Origin of the sequence: Henriciella pelagia (assembly GCF_002088945.1) — a bacterium.
Taxonomy (GTDB): Bacteria; Pseudomonadota; Alphaproteobacteria; order Caulobacterales; family Hyphomonadaceae; genus Henriciella; species Henriciella pelagia.
Genome location: NZ_NCSU01000011.1, coordinates 592,164 through 610,552, shown reverse-complemented (window position 1 = coordinate 610,552; position 18,389 = coordinate 592,164). Strand labels below are relative to the sequence as shown.

The 18,389-nt window shown below is 58.6% G+C and carries 17 protein-coding genes; 12 read left to right on the top strand and 5 right to left on the bottom strand.

From position 1 onward, the window contains the following. Positions 1-25: 25 nt before the first annotated feature. Positions 26-280: a hypothetical protein gene (locus B8746_RS12410; protein ID WP_143434592.1), complete on the bottom strand. Its 255-nt coding sequence runs from the start codon at positions 278-280 to the stop codon at positions 26-28. After that, a complete protein-coding gene (locus B8746_RS17670) occupies positions 241-483 on the bottom strand; it encodes a hypothetical protein (protein WP_440309315.1) in 243 nt (80 codons plus the stop codon). The genes B8746_RS12410 and B8746_RS17670 overlap by 40 nt, the downstream gene beginning before the upstream one ends. Before the next feature lie 474 nt (positions 484-957). Between B8746_RS17670 and B8746_RS12405 the strand changes: the two genes are divergently transcribed. The 3 genes from B8746_RS12405 (at position 958) to B8746_RS12395 (ending at position 5,715) form a co-directional block, all read left to right on the top strand. Further along, positions 958-3,174, top strand: a complete 2,217-nt coding sequence (locus tag B8746_RS12405) for a bifunctional diguanylate cyclase/phosphodiesterase (RefSeq protein ID WP_158084626.1) — start codon at positions 958-960, stop codon at positions 3,172-3,174. Positions 3,175-3,347: 173 nt separating this feature from the next. Beyond that, positions 3,348-4,922 (top strand): MFS transporter, encoded by a 1,575-nt coding sequence (locus B8746_RS12400; RefSeq protein WP_143434591.1) that lies wholly within the window; start codon positions 3,348-3,350, stop codon positions 4,920-4,922. A gap of 19 nt (positions 4,923-4,941) precedes the next feature. After that, positions 4,942-5,715, top strand: coding sequence for a hypothetical protein (locus B8746_RS12395; RefSeq protein ID WP_143434590.1), 774 nt, complete (start codon positions 4,942-4,944; stop codon positions 5,713-5,715). A gap of 109 nt (positions 5,716-5,824) precedes the next feature. Here the strand turns inward: B8746_RS12395 and B8746_RS12390 are convergent, their stop codons facing one another. The 3 genes from B8746_RS12390 to B8746_RS12380 all read right to left on the bottom strand — a co-directional run bounded on the left by B8746_RS12390 (position 5,825) and on the right by B8746_RS12380 (position 10,849). Continuing rightward, positions 5,825-6,829, bottom strand: coding sequence for a zinc-dependent alcohol dehydrogenase family protein (locus tag B8746_RS12390; protein WP_084393969.1), 1,005 nt, complete (start codon positions 6,827-6,829; stop codon positions 5,825-5,827). Positions 6,830-6,920: 91 nt separating this feature from the next. Further along, positions 6,921-8,408, bottom strand: coding sequence for an amidase (locus B8746_RS12385; RefSeq protein ID WP_084393968.1), 1,488 nt, complete (start codon positions 8,406-8,408; stop codon positions 6,921-6,923). A gap of 140 nt (positions 8,409-8,548) precedes the next feature. Then, positions 8,549-10,849 carry a TonB-dependent receptor gene (locus B8746_RS12380; protein WP_084393967.1) on the bottom strand — a complete coding sequence of 767 codons (2,301 nt, stop codon included), beginning with the start codon at positions 10,847-10,849 and terminating at the stop codon, positions 8,549-8,551. 326 nt (positions 10,850-11,175) lie between these two features. Here B8746_RS12380 and B8746_RS12375 point away from each other — a divergent pair, with 326 nt between their 5' ends. From B8746_RS12375 to B8746_RS12335, 9 genes are all read left to right on the top strand, one after another. Continuing rightward, entirely contained in the window at positions 11,176-12,555 is a 1,380-nt protein-coding gene (locus B8746_RS12375; protein ID WP_084393966.1) for an L-serine ammonia-lyase, read from the top strand. Between the two features lie 57 nt (positions 12,556-12,612). Then, positions 12,613-13,680 carry an MBL fold metallo-hydrolase gene (locus B8746_RS12370; protein ID WP_084393965.1) on the top strand — a complete coding sequence of 356 codons (1,068 nt, stop codon included), beginning with the start codon at positions 12,613-12,615 and terminating at the stop codon, positions 13,678-13,680. A 105-nt stretch (positions 13,681-13,785) separates the two neighbouring features. Further along, positions 13,786-14,052: a hypothetical protein gene (locus B8746_RS12365; RefSeq protein ID WP_084393964.1), complete on the top strand. Its 267-nt coding sequence runs from the start codon at positions 13,786-13,788 to the stop codon at positions 14,050-14,052. A gap of 9 nt (positions 14,053-14,061) precedes the next feature. Next, positions 14,062-14,376 carry a YbjQ family protein gene (locus B8746_RS12360; RefSeq protein WP_084393963.1) on the top strand — a complete coding sequence of 105 codons (315 nt, stop codon included), beginning with the start codon at positions 14,062-14,064 and terminating at the stop codon, positions 14,374-14,376. Positions 14,377-14,420: 44 nt separating this feature from the next. Next, positions 14,421-15,242, top strand: coding sequence for a signal peptidase I (gene lepB / locus B8746_RS12355; protein WP_233124231.1), 822 nt, complete (start codon positions 14,421-14,423; stop codon positions 15,240-15,242). 84 nt (positions 15,243-15,326) lie between these two features. Next, positions 15,327-16,478 (top strand): GNAT family N-acetyltransferase, encoded by a 1,152-nt coding sequence (locus B8746_RS12350; protein WP_158084625.1) that lies wholly within the window; start codon positions 15,327-15,329, stop codon positions 16,476-16,478. 81 nt (positions 16,479-16,559) lie between these two features. Next, a complete protein-coding gene (locus B8746_RS12345; protein ID WP_084393960.1) occupies positions 16,560-17,168 on the top strand; it encodes a histidine phosphatase family protein in 609 nt (202 codons plus the stop codon). A 73-nt stretch (positions 17,169-17,241) separates the two neighbouring features. Continuing rightward, positions 17,242-17,490 carry an exodeoxyribonuclease VII small subunit gene (locus B8746_RS12340; RefSeq protein ID WP_084393959.1) on the top strand — a complete coding sequence of 83 codons (249 nt, stop codon included), beginning with the start codon at positions 17,242-17,244 and terminating at the stop codon, positions 17,488-17,490. 10 nt (positions 17,491-17,500) lie between these two features. Next, positions 17,501-18,385, top strand: coding sequence for a polyprenyl synthetase family protein (locus B8746_RS12335; RefSeq protein ID WP_084393958.1), 885 nt, complete (start codon positions 17,501-17,503; stop codon positions 18,383-18,385). Positions 18,386-18,389 lie beyond the last annotated feature (4 nt).

Sequence of the window (18,389 nt, the reverse complement as noted above, 5' to 3'; positions counted from 1 at the left end):
TTGTCGTGGCCGGAAGCTTGGTCGATCAGAGCGTCTTGCCGTTTCGGATATCGATGGCGCGAAATGTCGAGTCCAGTGTTTCAACCTGCAGGATGAGGCCGCTGCGCGTCGTTGTGGTGCCTCCATAGACCGGTATGCCGACTTCAAAACAGGGCATGCTGGGTCTGATCCCGAAAGGACCAAGCTCGCGCATATTGCCGATTGGCCGGCTCCATAGAAGTCGATTCGTATTGAGGTCAATCAGGGCAAGCGGCCCATAGGGCGGCTCGAAGTACGACATGTCTGACGCGATGTCCGTGAAAGGAATGTTCCATTTCGACATGAAGCGCGATGTGATGCCATAGCGCGTCCGGGTCCCGCGCGCCTTGCCCGGTTGCTACGTTGTCCGTTGGCGGAGGAGCGGGCCGGCCGGTTTCGGCCGCGCGTTCGGCACGGGTCTGCATATACAAGCGTCGGCTGCGCCGGAACGTCATAGTCCCAGATATCGTGATAGACCGTGCGGTATGACCGACGAGTTCGCCGGTATCTCCCGTGAGGGCGACGATCAAGGCGTTGATTTGCTCATCGAATTCGCGTCGGCGCGACGCAGACCAGTTAGCGACAGTCGGATATCGGAAAAATATCAATTACAGTGCCGGCGGGTGCGCAGCCTCGTCATCGATTTATGGAAGACCACAATCTGGATCGGCAGATGCGCGGGGCGATCGTCTTGGTTAATTGCGCGCCGGATCCTGTTAACCCACTGTTTTTTATATACTAAGCTTAATAAAAAATACATCGCGAGACCGTAGTGGCTCAAGGATGTATAATATTCTCTCCTGCGTTCGCGACGAACATAACATCGTTTACGTGCTGGCTGCGGTGTTGGTGTGTGCCATTGGAGCCTGCTGTTCAGTTCTCGTCTTTCGACGCGCGCAGGCAGGGCGCACCCTAATCCAGCAAAGAATATGGGCGGCAGTGTCCGGACTGGTTCTGGCGACGGGGATCTGGGCGACGCATTTCATTGCGATGCTTGGCTACCGCCCTGGCTTCGCCTTCGATTTTGATGGTGTAACGACGGTCGCTTCAGTCCTGGTGGCTATGGGTGGCCTCGTCGGCGTCAGCCAGCTTTTGATCGGCGGTACATCCCGGCTGCGCCGTCTGGTTGCCGGACTGGCAAGTGCCGCGACCATTGGCATCATGCACTTCTATGGCGCGACGGCCCTGAAGGCGGCGGCATTCATTGAATTCGACATGACGTATGTCGGCGCGGCAGTGGCGGTCAGCTCTACGCTGTTTTGTGTCGCCTTTTATGTTGGCTTCGGAACCGCGAGCCGGTTGCGGGTTGCAGTGTCGACGGCTTGCCTTCTTCTCGCAGTCGCGAGCGTTCACTTTATTGGTATGACGGCGATGAACGTGATTCCGATGAACGGCTTTCATGCAGCGGCATGGGCGGTTGATCCGGCGCTCCTCGGGGCTGTGGTAGCCGGAGGTGTCATTGTCATCATTATCGCTGGCGCGCTGGCTGCTGGTCTTGACTCCGCCATTGCAGGGCTTCGCTTTCGAGAGCAACGCAAGTTTTCGCTGCTGGTCAACGCTGCAACGGAAGCCATTCTGATTGCCGACGGCAATGACGTGATCGTAGAGGTGAACGAGGCCGCGCAGACGCTGTTCGAGCAGAGCGAAGCGAGCCTGATCGGCCAGACGGTCGCCTCACTGACCGGGCTCGACCGGGACGAGCGGTGCACGAAGGATTCCGATGACGTTTTTGTGCGTGTCGGCAAGACCGAGGTGCCCGTTGCCGTCTCCGCTCGCGATCTCGATGACAGCGGCGCAGGCCTCGCCGCCATATCTTTCTACGATCTTCGCGAGCGACGTCGAAATGAAGAACATATCCGCAAGCTCGCCTATAGCGACCAGCTTACCGGTCTTCCCAACCGTGCGGCTTTCCAGAAAGCGCTTGGCGAACTTTGGCGCAGCGCCGACGAATCCGGCCAGAAGTTCAGCGTGTTTCTCATCGACCTTGATGAATTCAAGGATGTAAACGATCAGTTTGGGCACGATGCAGGCGACACCGTGCTCATGGAAGCCGCCACCCGGCTTCGTCTAACCTTCGGCGCAGAGGCCATTGTTTCGCGTCTTGGCGGCGATGAGTTTGCTGCGCTTCTGCCGGATGAAGATGATGACGCCAAGCTGGTCACGCTCGCTGAAGAGCTCGTGTTGAGCCTGTCGCGTCCGATCCGCCACGGAGAGGTGACCGTCCGAACCGGCGCGAGTGTTGGCATTGCTATCTCCAACACCCATGAAGGGATTATCGACCCGGCAGGACTGCTGACCGCAGCGGACCGCGCGCTATATGCGGCGAAGGGTGCTGGTCGTCGCACGTCGCGGCTGTACGATGAGGCGCTGCACGAATTGTCCGAACAGAAGCGTGTACTCGAAGCGGACCTCGTCCGAGCGGTCGAGCGCAAGGAATTTGTGCTGCATTACCAGCCAAAGGTATGCACCGATACGCGCGCGATCCTGGGGTATGAGGCGCTGATACGCTGGAACCGTCCGGGTGTGGGCCTGGTCATGCCGGGCGAGTTCATCGAATTTGCCGAGCGCAGCCTGATCATTCAGGATATAGGCCGCTGGTGCATCTATGAAGCCTGCCGCGAAGCTGCCCAATGGGAAAGCGGCCTGTCTGTGTCCGTCAATTTGTCGGCACGCCAGTTCATGGACCCGAACCTCAATTCAACCATCCGCGACGCGCTTCGTCGTAGCGGCCTTGAGCCGGAACGGCTGGAGCTGGAAATCACCGAAACGGCTCTCATCCAGAACATCATGGTTGCCTCGCGCATCCTGGAAAAGATCAAGAAGCTCGGCGTGAAGGTGGCGCTAGACGATTTCGGAACAGGCTACTCGTCTCTGAGCTTTATCCAGAAATTCCAGTTCGATAGTATCAAAATCGACCGGTCATTCATTTCTACGATGGGGACGGACCGCAAGTCCCAGGCAATTGTCGATGCAATCCTGAATCTAGGCAGCAGCCTTGAGATTCCCGTCGTGGCCGAAGGCGTCGAAACCGAAGACCAGGCGCGCGAGCTTCTGCTGCGCAAATGCCGGGAATTTCAAGGCTTCCTGATCAGCAAGCCGAAGCCGATTGAAACAGGTGCGTTTTCACCGCGTGTTGCTGTCGATAAAGCATCCTAAGATTAGAATTCTGTAAGGTAGGCGCGGCCTCCAATCTAAAAACGCTTTGCCTTCAAAGGCTTGATTCAGCACGGCGTTCAGCGCGCCGTGCTGCTTAGCAACTTGTTAAACCTCTCGGTCAATTTTCAGCATGTTGGTTAATGCCAGAGCTGGTATTGTTAAGAGGGTTGAGCATGATGAAACGTCAAGTGCGCTGGGGCGCGGACATTGGATACGCCAAGCCGGTCAAACCACTGGATGCCAAGGTCGTCGAACGTGAGCATGGGCTGAAGGGGTCGCTGAAGGAAGGCGAGCTTGGTTTCAGCCGGATCATAACCCGCAAGATTGCCAGAAAGGATGCCCGCGATGGAATTCCGACGTCTGAAGCGATCACCGAAGACCAGTGGTCAGAGCGTGAGCAGCAGATCGCGGAAAAATCCGAACAGGTTCGCCGCAGCCTGAAGACCTGGATGAGCGCCACATCGGCGGCCGTCCGCAATTTCATTTCAGACCTGACGCCGGCCGATATCCATCCCGATCACCTGCAGGAGGCCATCAAGGCTGAAGAAAACGAGTATCGCCACCACGAAGTCGACGACTCGACTGACGCCAAGGCGCATCACGAAGCCACCGTCATTGAGCTTGAGAGCTTCAAGGAGCGTTATGGCAACCAGCTGAACAAGCGCACGCCTGACATCAAGAAGAATGTCGAGCAGACAATTGCGATCCTGATTTTCATCCTGATCGTTGAAGGCTGCTTCAACGCACTTCTGTTCAAGGACGCTCAGTCATCCGGCCTTCTGGGTGGCATGATGGTCGCCTTCGGTATCTCGGCGGTCAACGTGCTGTTCGGGGTGACAGCAGGCTTTGTCGGGCTGAGGAATCTCAACCATCCGGACATGCACATGAAGGTGCTGGGCGGCATTGTTGCCGGCATCTGCATCATGTGCGGCCTGTTCGTAAACTTCTTCGTCGCCCACTTCAGGGATGCAGTGGAGATCGCACTGCATCAGGCGCTGGCCGATGGCTCGCTAGCCGGTTTCTCCATGTTCTCCATCGCCCCATCGGCCGTGATTGGCGACATGTTCCCGAACATTTTTGGCCTCGATAGCCTGGTCGCAATCGGCCTTCTTCTGATCGGCCTGACCGTCTTCGCAATCGCTGTGTATGAAGGCTATGACCGGATCTCGGACAAGTTCCCGGGCTATGGACGGGTCTGGCGCAAGGAACGCGCCGCGTATGAAAAACGCCAGCAAGTCCGCAATGGCGTGCGCGATGACCTGTCTGATTTCTTTTCGCGGTCCCGTATGTTCTTCGAGACCCAGCAGAACCGGCACATTGCCGCCAAGCGCGAGATCGAAAAGGCGATCAACCTGCTTGAGACCCGTCGCGATATCGCCGTTGAGATCGCTGCGCGGGCAGGGGACCAGGAGCGTTCTCTCAAGGTTGCCTACCGCCAGGCACACCGCCGTGAGCGCAATGCCAACCGCGAGCGCCTTGGCGAACAGGCACCGGTGCCGGCCTATTTCGACGAGATCGTGACGCCGAACCTGCCGGCCTTCGACTATTCCAAGGAACGCGAACAGGCGATGGCGGCAATCAAGCGGATCGAGCAGAACATCACAGCGCTCAACATCACCCGCGAATGGATGGAGCAGCATATCCAGCAGGTCCAGAAAGGCCTTTCCTCTATCGAGAAGCGCGTCGGAGACCACATTCAGGCGATCCGTGAAAAGCGGGAAGCCCAAGACCATGCGCGCAGCGCGTAACGGCAAGGAGAGATAGACTATGGCTAGATCTCGAGAAAAAGGGCCCTGGTTCTGGCGCGGCATGATCGGTGCCATGCTGGCGAGTGTGTTCGGCCTGTTCGCGCTCGCAGCTTTCACCGCGGCCCCTGCAACGGTTGCAGAAACCGGTTGCCGCATGGATCGCAAGGACCCGGCGCACACTGTGCTACTCATCGACCAGTCGGACCCGTTCAATCCGAACGATCTAGGCTGGGTCAATGAGTTCGTCGACAATGAAGCGCGTACCTTGCCACGCTTCGGACGCCTCACCGTCGTCACTCCGAACTCTGCAGACCCGTATGACGCGAAAATCATCTACAGCCATTGTTCGCCGGGCAGTGCAGATCATGCCAATGCCTTCCTGCAGAACCCTCGAATGATTGAGGATACCTGGCGCGACACATTCTATGAGCCGATGGCGAAAGAGATTGAAACGGCGCTGATGGACAAGCGCCAGCCAAGTTCACCGCTGTTCGAGGCTGTGTACTCTGTAGCAGACAGGGCTGATTTCCAGTCCTCGCGCGGCGACCGGCGGATTATACTCATCTCTGACCTGATGCAGCATTCGGAAGAGTTTTCGATGTACCGGTCGGGCACCAACAAGGAGGCCTTCTCCAGAACACGGATCGCCGGGCAGATGCCGCAGATGAGCGGCGTCGAGATCGTTGCCCGCGTCGTGCCGCGTCAGGAATACGACCTGCCCATGAGCGACGTCAAAGCCTTCTGGAACGACTACTTCGCCCAGACGGGCGCACAGTTCAGTTCAGTCAATTAGAGTATTCCGTCATCCTCATGGTGAGTGAAGTCGAACCCACGAGGATGACGGTCATTTTTGAAGCCCTCGTCCTTCGACTTCGCTCAGGATGGGGGCTTTTCTGCACCTGTCAGATATCCAGCACGATCTTGCCGAAATGCTTCTGCGCAACCTGGTGTGCAAAGGCACCGGCAATGTCATCCAGCGCGAAATGATCGCTGATGACAGGCTTGATGCCATTGGCCTCAATCGCGTCGATCATGTCTTCCTGATGCTTGCGCGAGCCGACGGTGATGCCTGACACCGTGCCGTTCTTGCCGAAGAGCGCTGCCGTTGGCACCTCTCCAGACACGCCGGTCAGCACGCCAATCAACGAGATGTGACCGCCCACGCGGATCGCCGAGATGGACTGGGCCATCGTGCCCGGTCCGCCGATCTCGACGACTTCATCGACGCCGCGCCCGCCGGTCAGCTCATAGGCTTTCTTTCCCCAGGCGGGAGTTTCCTTGTAATTGATCAGATGGTCGGCGCCAAGTTCCTTGAGTTTGCTAAGCTTTTCGTCAGAGGACGACGTTGCGATGACCCTCGCGCCGGCCGCTTTGGCAAATTGAAGCGCGAAGACAGAGACACCACCTGTTCCCTGCGTCAGCACCCAGTCACCCGGCTTTACAGTATTCTCCACGAACATTCCGCGCCACGCCGTGAGTGCGGCGCAGGTGAGGGTCGCGGCTTCAACGAAGGAATACCCCTCCGGCATGCGTGTGAAGGCGTGCTCGGATGCTGCGACCAGTTCGGCGCCAAATCCGTCAGCCCCGTCGCCGGGAACGCTCTGGAAGCCCGTCAGTTGAGGCCCACCGGAGTGCCAGTCGGGGAAAAATGTGGAGAGGACCTTGTCACCAGTCTTGAAGCGGGACACGCCGTCGCCGACCGCGACGACTTCGCCTGCACCATCCGACATCGGGATGCGCCCGTCGGGCGTCGGGATCATGCCCATGACAACGGCAAGGTCGTGATAGTTGAGCGAGCTTGCCTTGACGCGCACGAGGATCTGGCCTGGGCCAGCCTTTGGCTCCGGGCGGTCTTCGATTTTCAGGTTTTCCAGTCCGCCCGGCTTCTTGACCGCTGCTACTTTCATATTCGTGATCTCCCCTGATGTTGTGTTGTTGACCACACCAAAACATCGATACCGCTGCGACAGCCAAGGAGAAATCACGGTTTCGAAAGGGCTAGCCTAGCATCGCGGGTGTCCTTCCGATCCATGGCTGTGCGGCTTCAAGCTCATATGCGAGCGATAGCAGCACGCCGTCATCGCCCCTGCGGGCCGAGAACATTGATCCGACCGGGAGACCTGCATCCGTCCACTGGATCGGGACGCTCATGGAGGCTGAACCCGCCACATTCATCGGCGCTGTGAACGCTGCGAAATCGACCACTTCCTTGCGAAGCTCTTCAAATGGCCGGGTTGGGGCCTGCACACCGATCGCGGGCGGGAGCTTCGATACGGTTGGTGTGAGGATCACATCAATGTCGTCGAAGAATGAATGGTAGACCGGCTCGAAGGCCGTGAGATAGGCCTGCGCCGCGTCGAACTGGTCCTGTCTCGCCAGAAATTCCGCTGCCAGACCAAGTGTCCACGGCTCTACAAGGCTTGTGATATCGGTGTCCGGAAATTGCGCCTTTGCCTGGTCAACCAGTCCAGCTGCGCCGGAGGCCCAGAGAAGGAGAAAGTTTTCGGTAAACTCATTGCCATCGACCGGCATCGACCAGTCGATAACCTCATGACCGAGAGACCGGCAGAGTTCGGCCGTTCGTTCAATGCCGTCTCTAGTTTCGGCATCAAGGGATGCCCCATTGATTGGATCCGGTGCGAACGCAATTTTGAGGCGTTTCGTTGATGGACCGAGAATCTGACCTGTCGGCGTTAGCCCGCCATTCGGGTCTTCGCAGGCCGCAAACAGGGCTGCACTGTCACGGACGGTAAGCGTCACCGCATGCTTGATGCTAAGATCAATGCCGGATTCAGGCCGCGCTTGAATCAAGGCGCCACGCGACGGCTTCAGACCGAAGACGCCGCAACACGCCGCTGGAATGCGAATTGATCCGCCTCCGTCGCTGGCCTGCGCAAATGGGACGACACGGGATGCCGTCAGTGCGGCAGCGCCGCCAGACGATCCGCCCGGAATTCGCCCAAGGTCCCATGGGTTTCGTGTAGCGCCGGTCAGCACGGGTTCAGTGGATGAAATCAGCCCAGCTTCAGGAGTTGTGGACTTGCCCAGAACCACAACTCCGTTTTTCCGCCACTGTGCTGCAAACGCGCTGTCGCGCGTCGACATGAAGTCCTTGTACGTGCGGCTCCCGTATTTTGTCGGCGCGCCATTCCATTGTGTGAGGTCCTTGATGAACGTCGGCACCCCTCCGAAGACCCCTTGAGGCGCCGATGCAGCCTGTGCGCGCGCCTCATCGAACAGGGGCGTCGCGATCGCGTTGATCTGAGGATTGACGCGTTCTGCGCGGGCGATGGCAGCCTCCGTAAATTCAAGAGAGGAGATATCTCCAGCCGCGATGAGTTGCGCCATGCGGACGCCGTCCAATGAGTCGGAGGGTGTGGTCGAAGCGCTTAGGATCTGTGCCGGGGCGCAAGCAGTTGTGAATGGTAGCAGCGCGGCGATGGATGTGCCGGTGCGCAAAAAGTTGCGCCTTGTAAATTCGGTCATTTTGTCCTTCCGGTCTTATTCGCTTTGCACCGTGTGCTGGGTTGCGCGGGAAGGCAAGTCTTCACTCAACAATGACGTGGGACAAACGAAAAGGGCGGCAGATTGCTCTGCCGCCCTTGAAAGTGCTTCTTCCGATCAGCTTAACGCTGGACGGTGAACTCGATGCCGACCACGCGGCCTTTCTTCAAAGGTGAGAAGGTGCCGCCGCCCGGATAGGACTGGTAAGGCGTCTGAACACCGTTCGACAGCGGCCCAGGGAATGGGAGCTGGGTGTCGTTGCCGACCTGCACTTCGTCAAGCAGGTTGTCGCCGAAGAAGGAAACCGAGAAGCCGTCATATGGCGTTTCCCAGGTCAGGTCAGCGCTGAGCTGGTTCGATGCCTGGACCCAACCGAAGTTACTGTCGGTATAGGCAATGCGATCACGGAACTGGTAGTTGGCCGTGGTCACGAGCGCTCCGGAATCACCAAGGTCGAGGTCATAGATCGCGCCGACACCGTAGGTCAGCTGCGGAACGCGAGGCAGGTCGAGCCTGAGGTCCTTATCGTCGACTACGCCGTCGGTCGAGATGTCGAACTGGGCGTCGTCATATTCGGCGTCGATCATGCCAACGTTGAAACTCAACAGGAAATTGTCAGTGGCCGCCCAGCGACCTTCAACTTCAACACCCATGATTGTCGCGTCAGCAGTGTTCGTGATGTTCTGAACAACAGCGGCCTCAGGACCGGAGGTGTTCACCTCACGCTGCATGTCGCCAATCTTGGTCAGGAAGGCAGCACCGTTCAGCTGAACGCGGCCATCTTCGCTGCCCGACTTGAAGCCGATCTCGTACGCGTCAACTTCTTCTTCGTCGAAGCCGAAGTTGCCGGTCGTGTTGACGAGGTCCAGGAAGGTCGGAACGTTGGTAATACGGAAGTTGTAACCACCCGAGCGGAAGCCCTTGGTGTACGAACCGTAGGTCTGGAAGTTGTCGCTCCAGAAATACTGAAGGCCGAGCTTCGGCGTCCAGTTGGACCAGTCATCGCCATCGGTGAAGCCGTTAGGCTCGCCGGTGAACGGGTTGATGCCGTCAGTCGGGCAGGTGCCTTCCGAGATGTAGCATTCCGGACGCGGACGGATGTAGGTAACGCCGACATCCTTCTCTTCCTTGGAATAGCGAAGGCCAACCGTTGCGATCAGGTCAGGTGTGATCGAATAGTCGACGTTTGCAAACGCGCCGTAGACGGTGTGGTCCTGCGAGCCGCCGCCGTAAAAGAGTGGCGGATTGCTCAAATCGCTCAGAAGATCGCGGATTTCCGTGTATTCGAGGTCTTGCTCAAAGTAGTAGAGACCCGTGGTCAGATCCACGTTGCCAAACGTTCCTGCATAGCGAAGCTCGTTGGAAATCTGCTCCTGATTGAACTCCGCGCCGGAGTGGAACAGGTTTGCTGGTGAAGCGTCGATGTCGCTGTCAGTCAACGATTCGTATTTCCGGTAGCCAACGATGTTCGTGATCTGGCCATTGCCGAAGTCGACGTCATAGTCTGTACGCAGCGAAACGAAAGTCGTTTCGGATTCGCCTGAGCCCGGATTGTCGATCGCAAAGTCGAAGCTGTCGCGTTCATAGATGGCGCGGTTCTGGCCGGTCGGGCCGTCATTGCGGGCATCATTGTATTGACCCTTGAGAAGGAAGGTCAGGCGGTCAGATGCAAACCACTCAAGAGCGCCGCGGTAGATTGCCGTCTGTGCTTCACCGTGATTGTCGCCGTCAGCGAGGTTTTTGAAGTAACCGGCGTCCGAGTTGTAATACGCACCGAACTTGCCGTTCAGGACGCCTTCCACCAGCGGGCCGGAGACAATTCCCTGAACCGTCGAATTGAGACCACCACGATCACTATCAACCGGGCCGTCGAAACGGGCACGTGCCTTGTAGGTGAATTCGTCGGTCGGGTTACCGGTGTTCAGGACCAGAGCGCCGCCGGTGGTGTTACGGCCGAAGAGAAGGCCTTGCGGGCCGCGCAGGACTTCGACGCTGTCGAGGTCGAACAGGTCAACCACGACGCCGCTGTTCACACCGAGATAGACACCATCAATGAACACGCCAACGGCAGGATCGATCGACGGGATGGACGAGTTCACGCCCAGGCCGCGGATGGCGAAGTTTGCCGTGCCGCGTGAGGTGCCCACGTCATCGAGCGACACATTCGGCGCAGAATAGCTGAGGTCTTCGAGGGTGCTGACGTTCAGGGCGTCAAGCGTGCCTGAATTGAATGCGGTGACTGAGACCGGAACGGACTGGACGTCTTCCACGTCCTTCTTCTTGGTTGCCGAGACCGTGACGGTCTGCAGGACACGGTCAACTGCGGATTCGCGTTCCTGCTCAACTTCCTGTGCATGTGCTGACCCGAAGGTCAGAGCGGTGGCCATGGCGGCCGTGGACAGGAAGAATATATTGCGCTGCATAAAATGCTCCCAGATTGAGGTTTTATCATTATGTCGTTCAGTCTGCGTCATCCTCCTGAATCGGTGGACTGGCTGCAGGTTCGAACGTCTTTGGCTTATTTCAGTCTATGCGTTTCACGCAAAGGTTGGCGTGCACATCATGATGAAATGTGCCTTCTAGTGAGGCATTCACGCATCACTTGAATTTGAGTTTTAGTGCACTAACGCACGCTATATTGCGCTTGCGAAAAGGGCCAATCCGGGTGATTCTGCCTATCCCTTGTCGGTAGGGTACCTGCGCGTTAGGCAACGATTCCAAAAATACTAATCCGTCGGGTTATTGCCGAATGCTTTCCGTTCTGGACCTTTTTCGTATCGGCCTTGGGCCATCAAGTTCGCACACTGTGGGCCCTATGCGGATTGCGCGCCGTTTTCTTCAGGAAGCGGCAAAATCCGGCAAACTGGCCGGAGCCATACGCATTGAAATCGTGCTGCAGGGCTCCCTGGCACTCACGGGAGTGGGTCATGGCACCGACAAGGCAGTGATTCTGGGGCTGATCGGCATGCAGCCGGAGACAGCGGATCCTGCAGAAGCCGAAGCAGCATTCCGCCGGACGGTTCAAGGCAAAGAGATCAGGCTGATGGATGGCCCGTCAGTCGCGTTCAATGCTGTCAGGGACATCGTATTCGACACAAAGTCCGTTCCGGACCTTCATCCGAACGGAATGGTGCTGTGCCTGTTCAGTGGTGATGCCGAGCCCGATTTCTCGCGGACCTATTTCTCGACGGGCGGCGGCTTCATCGCCTCCAGACGCCAGCTCGAAAAGCCGGTTCGCAAGGACCTCGTCGATAGTGCCAGGGGGGCGCCGCACCCGTTCAACTCTGCAAAGGAAATGCTGGATATCTGCGCAAGGCAGGGATGGCGGATCGATGAGCTTATCCTGCGCAATGAAGATGCGCGCCGCTCGCGTGAAAAAACGTTGAAGCGGCTGGACACGATTGCCGATACAATGATGGCCTGTATTGATCGCGGCCTGTCGAGCACAGGTACGCTGCCGGGCGGGCTGGAAGTTTCACGCCGGGCCAGCGGCCTCTATGAGACCCTGCGCAACAATCCCGGTTCGAACGAACGCGAGCAGCTTTTCGATTGGCTGAACGTGTATGCCATGGCCGTGAATGAGGAGAATGCGGCAGGCGGACGCGTGGTGACCGCGCCCACCAATGGAGCCGCCGGGATCCTGCCATCGGTCATGCGCCACTATTGCAGCGAGGACGGCAAGCTGAACCGCGAGAACGCACGCCGTTTCCTGCTCGTCGCGGGCGGCATAGGACTGCTCTACAAGCAGCGGGCCTCAATCTCGGGCGCCGAAATGGGCTGTCAGGGAGAAGTCGGCGTGGCCTGCTCGATGGCGGCGGGCGGACTGGCAGCGGTGTGGGGCGCTGATGCTGAAATGTGTTGCGTGGCTGCCGAGATCGGCATGGAGCACAATCTCGGCCTCACTTGCGACCCTGTCGGCGGTCTGGTCCAGATACCGTGCATCGAACGCAATGCCTTTGGGGCGGTAAAGGCGGTGAATGCGGCCCGCCTTGCCATGCAGGGAACCGGGCACCACAAGGTCAGTCTCGATCAGGTGATCGAGACAATGCGCCAGACCGGCATCGACATGTCGTCGAAGTACAAGGAAACAAGTACAGGCGGCCTCGCGGTGAATGTGATCGCCTGCTAGCGGCTTGACCCGCCGTCAGCCTTCCCAGCGCAATCGGTGCGTGTCAGACTCAGGCGTATGGATGGCTTTCAAAGCAAGACACCGAGCCGGCCTGGGCTGGACTACCCGCTGGGTGAAACGACGCCGAATGTCGGGGAAACGATAGAGATTGTACCCGGCGTGCACTGGGTGCGCATGCCGCTGCCCTTCGCGCTGAAGTGGATCAATCTCTGGCTCATCGATGACGGTGATAAGGGTTGGACGATCGTCGATACGGGCATGCCCATGCCGGAAACCAAGTCGGCCTGGCGCAAGATATTCGATGAGAAGCTGGAGGGGCGGCCCGTCTGGCGCGTGATCGTCACCCACATGCATCCTGACCATATTGGCAATGCTGGTTGGCTGACACGAAAGTTTCCCGGCGCTGAACTATGGATCAGTCGCCTCGAATATGTGAGTTGCCGGATGCTTGTCGCGGACACCGGCCGCGAAGCACCCGAAGCAGGCATAACCTTCTACAGGGCGGCTGGGTGGACCGAACCGCAGCTTGAAGATTACCGGGCGCGCTTCGGCGGGTTTGGACGTGCCGTCAGTCAGCTCCCGGACTCCTATCGCAGGCTGAGCGATGGCGACCAGTTTGAAATGGCTGGCAAGACCTGGCGCGTCGTGTCCGGTAGCGGACATTCGCCTGAACATTCATGCCTGTACTGCGATGAACTCAACGTGGTGATTTCCGGGGACCAGCTACTGCCGCGCATTTCTTCGAATGTCTCGGTGCATCCGACCGAGCCCGATGCGGATCCGCTCAAGGACTGGCTCGACAGTTGCGCAAAGCTTCGGCGCGAATTTGCCGATGATGTTCTCGTCCTTCCCGCGCATAATGAGCCATTTACAGGGGCTCACAAGCGACTCCACCATCTGATCAGCGGTCATGAAACCGCGCTGAAGCGGCTTCATCAGAGGCTGGAGGAAGCTCCGCGGCGGGTCGTGGACGTGTTTCCATCCGTGTTTGGCCGCAAGATTGGCGATGATCTCGTCTCGATGGCGACCGGTGAGGCGGTCGCGCATCTCAATTATCTGGTCGCCAGCGGCAAGGCGAGCAAAACGCGCGATAAGGATGGCGTCGACTGGTACGCAGCGACCTGACCGCAAATACGCTGCCAGCCTGCTCCACAATGGCTCAGGCAAGATTTTTCATCGCCAAGCTTTCGCCATGTCTCTACTCTAGCCCGATCAGGCAGGAGGAGAGGCATGAACGAGCGCGGCGGAACGAACCTTCTTTTTGTTGCTGGAATCGGCCTCGTCATTCTGGGGGCGGCCATTTATGGCCTGTTCGTGCTTCTCGGGATCGGTTTCGCGGTAGGAGAAGCCTCACAAGAGACGGGTACGCCTGTTTACCTCATCCTTCTTGTTCCGGGTATTGTCGTGCTCGGACTTCTTCTGCTCTTCATCAAGGTGGTCGCGGACAGGTTGGCGAGCAAGGAAGATGACCACTATTCAAAGACAGTCGAGAAATAGGCGGGGCATATGATCGTAACCATGGCAGAAACCGTTCCTGGCCGGGAGGTTGGGGAAGTGATCGGAATCGCTCGCGGGAATGTGGTGCGCACCCGTTTCTTCGGCCGCGATATCATGGCCGGCCTGCGTAATCTGGTCGGCGGTGAGGTCCCCGAATATACAAAACTAATGGCAGAAGCGCGTGAGCAGGCCCTTGACCGGATGCGTGCGGACGCCCAAAGCCTTGGCGCCGATGCGATCGTCTCGATGCGTATCACCACATCAATGATCATGGGCGGATCTGCGGAACTGCTCGCATATGGAACGGCCGTCAGACTGAAATGACAGAATCCTCCCAGACTTCGAGAACGCCTGCAGAAGAGCGGTCGTTGAAAGACAAGCTGTTGCATGAAGCGCGCGAGTGGTTCTTCACGCTCGCCATCTTCATTCCGGCTTTCTACATCTTCTCCTTCCTGATCTATGAGCAGCGCGTCATTCCATCCGAGAGCATGGTGCCGAACCTGCAGGTTGGTGACCGGGTCGCCGTCAATAAATTCGCTTACGGCTATAGCCGTTACAGCCTGCCATGGGGCGCCTGGCGGCTGATCCCCTCTGGCGAAGGACGGGTGCTGGGCGGCAAGCCAGAGCGCGGTGATGTGGCTGTCTTCATGCACCCGCACACGGACCGTGTCATGATCAAGCGGATCATCGGCCTTCCAGGTGACCGCGTGCAGATGATTGACGAGCAGCTCTATCTCGATGGGGAACCGATCGACCGGGAATTCGTCCGCCGCATCACATACAATCCGAAGGGGCGCCGCCGTACGGTGGCCCGCGAGTATCGTGAGACGGTTGGCGACACGTCCTGGCTCACGCATGACTGGCAGCAAGGGCCGGATGAGTTCAACCGGCTCGATTCCACGCCTGAGTTTGTCGTGCCTGAAGGCTATTACCTCTTCATGGGGGACAATCGCGACAATTCCGAAGATGGGCGGTCGCTGACGGGGCATTGTCCGGAAAACGCGCAAGGTGTGGTGGACCGTGCCGGTTGCTCTCTGCCGCGAGGTATTTCCGCGGAAGACGCTTCGGTCGGTTTTGTGCCGGCTGAGAACCTGATTGGGCGCGCTGACACTGTGCTCTTCTCCACATATTCATGTTCGAAGGCGGATGCCGAACCCTGTATGAAAAAGCGTCTGTGGCGAGGACTTTAGTCCAGATTCCCTTTTTGGGGGAAACTGGCGCGCGCCTTGCAGTACTGTTTGCAGTATTTGTTTCTGTGATCAGGGATGGCACACATGAAGTTCAGGCTGCTTCACCCATCGGATATGACCGACGACCTCTGGCAGGCATTTGAGCGCCTGCGAGATGCGCGCACGATCTATGACGACCCGTTCTTTGACCCGCTTTTCGCGAGGGTTGTCGCCAGTGTGCGTCCTGATGTGCGGGTTGCCGTCGCATTCGAACAGGGCGTACCTGTAGGATTCTGGCCGCTTCATCGCAGACCCGGCGCCTGGGCCCGGCCCATTGGCGGCTGTTTCTCAGATTGGCATGGTCCCGTACTGTCGGCGCAAACCAGGCTCAAGCCATTCGAATTCCTTCGCGGTGCAGGACTGCTGGGGATGTCGACCTATGGCTGGCTGCCACAGGATGCTGACAGCGAGCAGCGCCTGAGTTTCTGCGGCGCGAACATGAGCGATGTCAGCGGCGGGTGGGACGCTTTCATCGAGAACCAGAACCAGCGCTGGCCAAAGCACTTCAAGAAGATGCGTCGTCTCGGCCGCAACATTGAGCGCGATTTCTCCGATGTGGAGTTCCGCTTCGATAATGAGTGCGGAAAGACATTTGAGCGCCTCCTTGAGCTGAAACGTGAGCAATTTGCCCGCACAGGCCGTCACGATGTGCTTGCGCCACTCTGGTCGCGCCGCCTGTTTGACCGCCTTCGGACGACCAGTGGTCCGCGCTTCCGTTTGCGACTGGTCAGCCTTTATTTCGACGGCCGACACGCCGCAAGCGAGCTTGTCCTCCAGTCGGACAAGGTGATGCATGGCTGGATCACGGCTTACGAACAGGACTTCGCGCAGTACTCGCCCGGCAACAGGGTTGTCCACAACATGCTGGAGCGCATGGCACAAGGGGGTCCGGCGATCTATGATGCTGGTCCCGGACTCGACCATTACAAGCGCCATTATTCCAATTATCAGACGCCGATCGGTTCCGGAGTCGTGCGCGCGAAAGCCTTCGCCATGCGTCCCGACCGGCTGCTGGGGCAGGCCTGGCGCAGTGGTGAGAAGCACCTGTCAGGCAAACTATCCGGCGTGATGACGCAATCGCGGCGCCGGCTTGACCAGATCTGCCTTGCCGAGACTCATCTTCTCAGTCGCATGAGCGGTCTAAGCCGTGCCGTGAGCCGGACGGGTGCAGCTCTGCAGCTTGCCGAGTCGGACTAACCCATCTAATCGCAATTTCGGGAAAGTGAGCTTGAGGCGGTGGTTTGAACCTGCAGCCTGTGGCGCTAGGCTGAGAGTGTGATGGGTTCTTCAACTTCCGATCAGAAGACTTCGCGGCGTGGTCCGATCATCGTGTCGCGCCATGGCCGCCCGGCTCTGGACCGCAGCGCTGGCCCCCGGCTGGACTGGCGGCAATATCGCGACTGGTGGAACCGTTACGAAATCGGGAGCCTGGCCCCCGGTCAGCCGGTTCCGGATAATCTCAAGGACGCTGTTGCCGACGCTGATATTGTCCTGAGCTCGACCGCGCCCAGAGCCGTCGAAACGGCGATTCTGGCCAGTGGCCGTGAGCCAGAACAGTATGAGGTGTTCTGTGAGGCGCCGCTGCCGCCGCCGCGCTTCAAGAACCGTAAATATCTGCCCAAGACGTGGAATGTGCTTGCGCGGACGGCCTGGCTCTATGGCCATAGCCTTGATGGAGAGAGCAATCGCGAGGCCAGGGCGCGCGCCAGCCGGGCGGCTCAGCATCTCCATGAAGCCGCTGCTGGCGGCAAAGTCTACCTTGCGGCGCATGGCTGGTTCAATCGCATGCTACGGCCAGCCATGGCGAAACTTGGCTGGGTCTGTGTGCGCGATGGCGGCGATAAATACTGGAGCTATCGCGTCTACGAGTATCGCGGAAAATCTTGAGACGTGACCATTGTGAAGGCTGCGCCTCCTGCTTAGGGTGCGCGGCAATCGCGTAATGTGCAGGAGTGATCGAATGGCCGGCAAGGCAGATCAGGCGATCGACAAGATGAGTTTTGAAGACGCTCTCAAGGAATTGGAGGACATTGTCCGCCGGCTGGAGGGCGGGGATGTTGAACTCGAGAAATCCATCGAGATCTATGAGCGCGGTGCCAGGCTCAAGGCCCATTGCGAAGCCCGCTTGAAAGCCGCCGAGTTGAAGATCGAACAGATTGTGCAGGGCGCTGACGGCAAGCCGAAAACCGAGAGCGCGAGCTTCGACTGAGGGCCTAGGCATGGAGTTTGAGAAGCGGCTGACCGAAATTGCCGACAGGGTGACGGTTGCGCTTGACCAGCTTATCCCACCCGCTCAAGGGCCGGAAGCGGATCTTCTGCGTGCCATGCGGCATGCGGCGCTGGCCAATGGCAAGCGGATGCGGCCATTCTACGTCATTGAAACCGGCGCGCTTTTCGAGGCCGACGACAAGACGCTGCTTCGTACTGCGGCTGCGCTCGAATGCGTACACACCTATTCCCTGGTCCATGATGACCTGCCATGCATGGACGATGACGATCTGCGGCGCGGGCAACCAACGGTTCATAAGGCGTTTGGCGAAGCGACTGCCGTGCTTGCCGGAGATGCCTTGCTGACACTCGCTTTCAAGATTCTGGCGAGTGACGAGACCCACCCGGACCCGAATGTGCGCCTGCGCCTGATTGAACGTCTGGCGGATGCTTCCGGCGCGCGTGGGATGGTCGGGGGTCAGATGATCGATATGCTCGAGGATGACAGCCCGCGCGATCTCAACACGATCACCCGGATGCAGCGCATGAAGACCGGTGCGCTGATCTCGTATTCTGTCGAAGCGGCGGGGATTATTGGCGGCGCGAGCGAAAATGCCCGCCAGGCCCTCGCAGGGTTCGCTCAGGATCTCGGGCTCGCCTATCAGATCGCTGATGACCTGCTGGATGCAACCGGTGACCAGGCCGTTGTCGGAAAGACGCTTCGCAGCGATGCGGCGGCCGGAAAGGCGAATTTTGTTACCATTCTGGGAATAAATGGCGCCCGCGAGCGTGTGCGTCTCCTTGCCGCGCAAGCCAAGCAACACCTCGCATTTTTCCACGAACGAGCCCATATCTTGCTGCAATCGGTTGATTATGTCCTCGATCGAACGCGCTAAGACC

Bases quoted from the DNA above. Each gene is read 5' to 3' on its own strand.
- B8746_RS12370 (WP_084393965.1), top strand. From the start codon at position 12,613: ATGGATGGCTTTCAAAGCAAGACACCGAGCCGGCCTGGGCTGGACTAC.
- B8746_RS12360 (WP_084393963.1), top strand. From the start codon at position 14,062: ATGATCGTAACCATGGCAGAAACCGTTCCTGGCCGGGAGGTTGGGGAA.
- B8746_RS12385 (WP_084393968.1), bottom strand. From the start codon at position 8,408: ATGACCGAATTTACAAGGCGCAACTTTTTGCGCACCGGCACATCCATC.
- B8746_RS12390 (WP_084393969.1), bottom strand. From the start codon at position 6,829: ATGAAAGTAGCAGCGGTCAAGAAGCCGGGCGGACTGGAAAACCTGAAA.
- B8746_RS12340 (WP_084393959.1), top strand. From the start codon at position 17,242: ATGGCCGGCAAGGCAGATCAGGCGATCGACAAGATGAGTTTTGAAGAC.
- B8746_RS12345 (WP_084393960.1), top strand. From the start codon at position 16,560: ATGGGTTCTTCAACTTCCGATCAGAAGACTTCGCGGCGTGGTCCGATC.
- B8746_RS12375 (WP_084393966.1), top strand. From the start codon at position 11,176: ATGCTTTCCGTTCTGGACCTTTTTCGTATCGGCCTTGGGCCATCAAGT.
- B8746_RS12395 (WP_143434590.1), top strand. From the start codon at position 4,942: ATGGCTAGATCTCGAGAAAAAGGGCCCTGGTTCTGGCGCGGCATGATC.
- B8746_RS12335 (WP_084393958.1), top strand. From the start codon at position 17,501: ATGGAGTTTGAGAAGCGGCTGACCGAAATTGCCGACAGGGTGACGGTT.
- B8746_RS12350 (WP_158084625.1), top strand. From the start codon at position 15,327: ATGAAGTTCAGGCTGCTTCACCCATCGGATATGACCGACGACCTCTGG.
- B8746_RS12410 (WP_143434592.1), bottom strand. From the start codon at position 280: ATGTCGTACTTCGAGCCGCCCTATGGGCCGCTTGCCCTGATTGACCTC.
- B8746_RS12380 (WP_084393967.1), bottom strand. From the start codon at position 10,849: ATGCAGCGCAATATATTCTTCCTGTCCACGGCCGCCATGGCCACCGCT.
- B8746_RS12400 (WP_143434591.1), top strand. From the start codon at position 3,348: ATGATGAAACGTCAAGTGCGCTGGGGCGCGGACATTGGATACGCCAAG.
- B8746_RS12365 (WP_084393964.1), top strand. From the start codon at position 13,786: ATGAACGAGCGCGGCGGAACGAACCTTCTTTTTGTTGCTGGAATCGGC.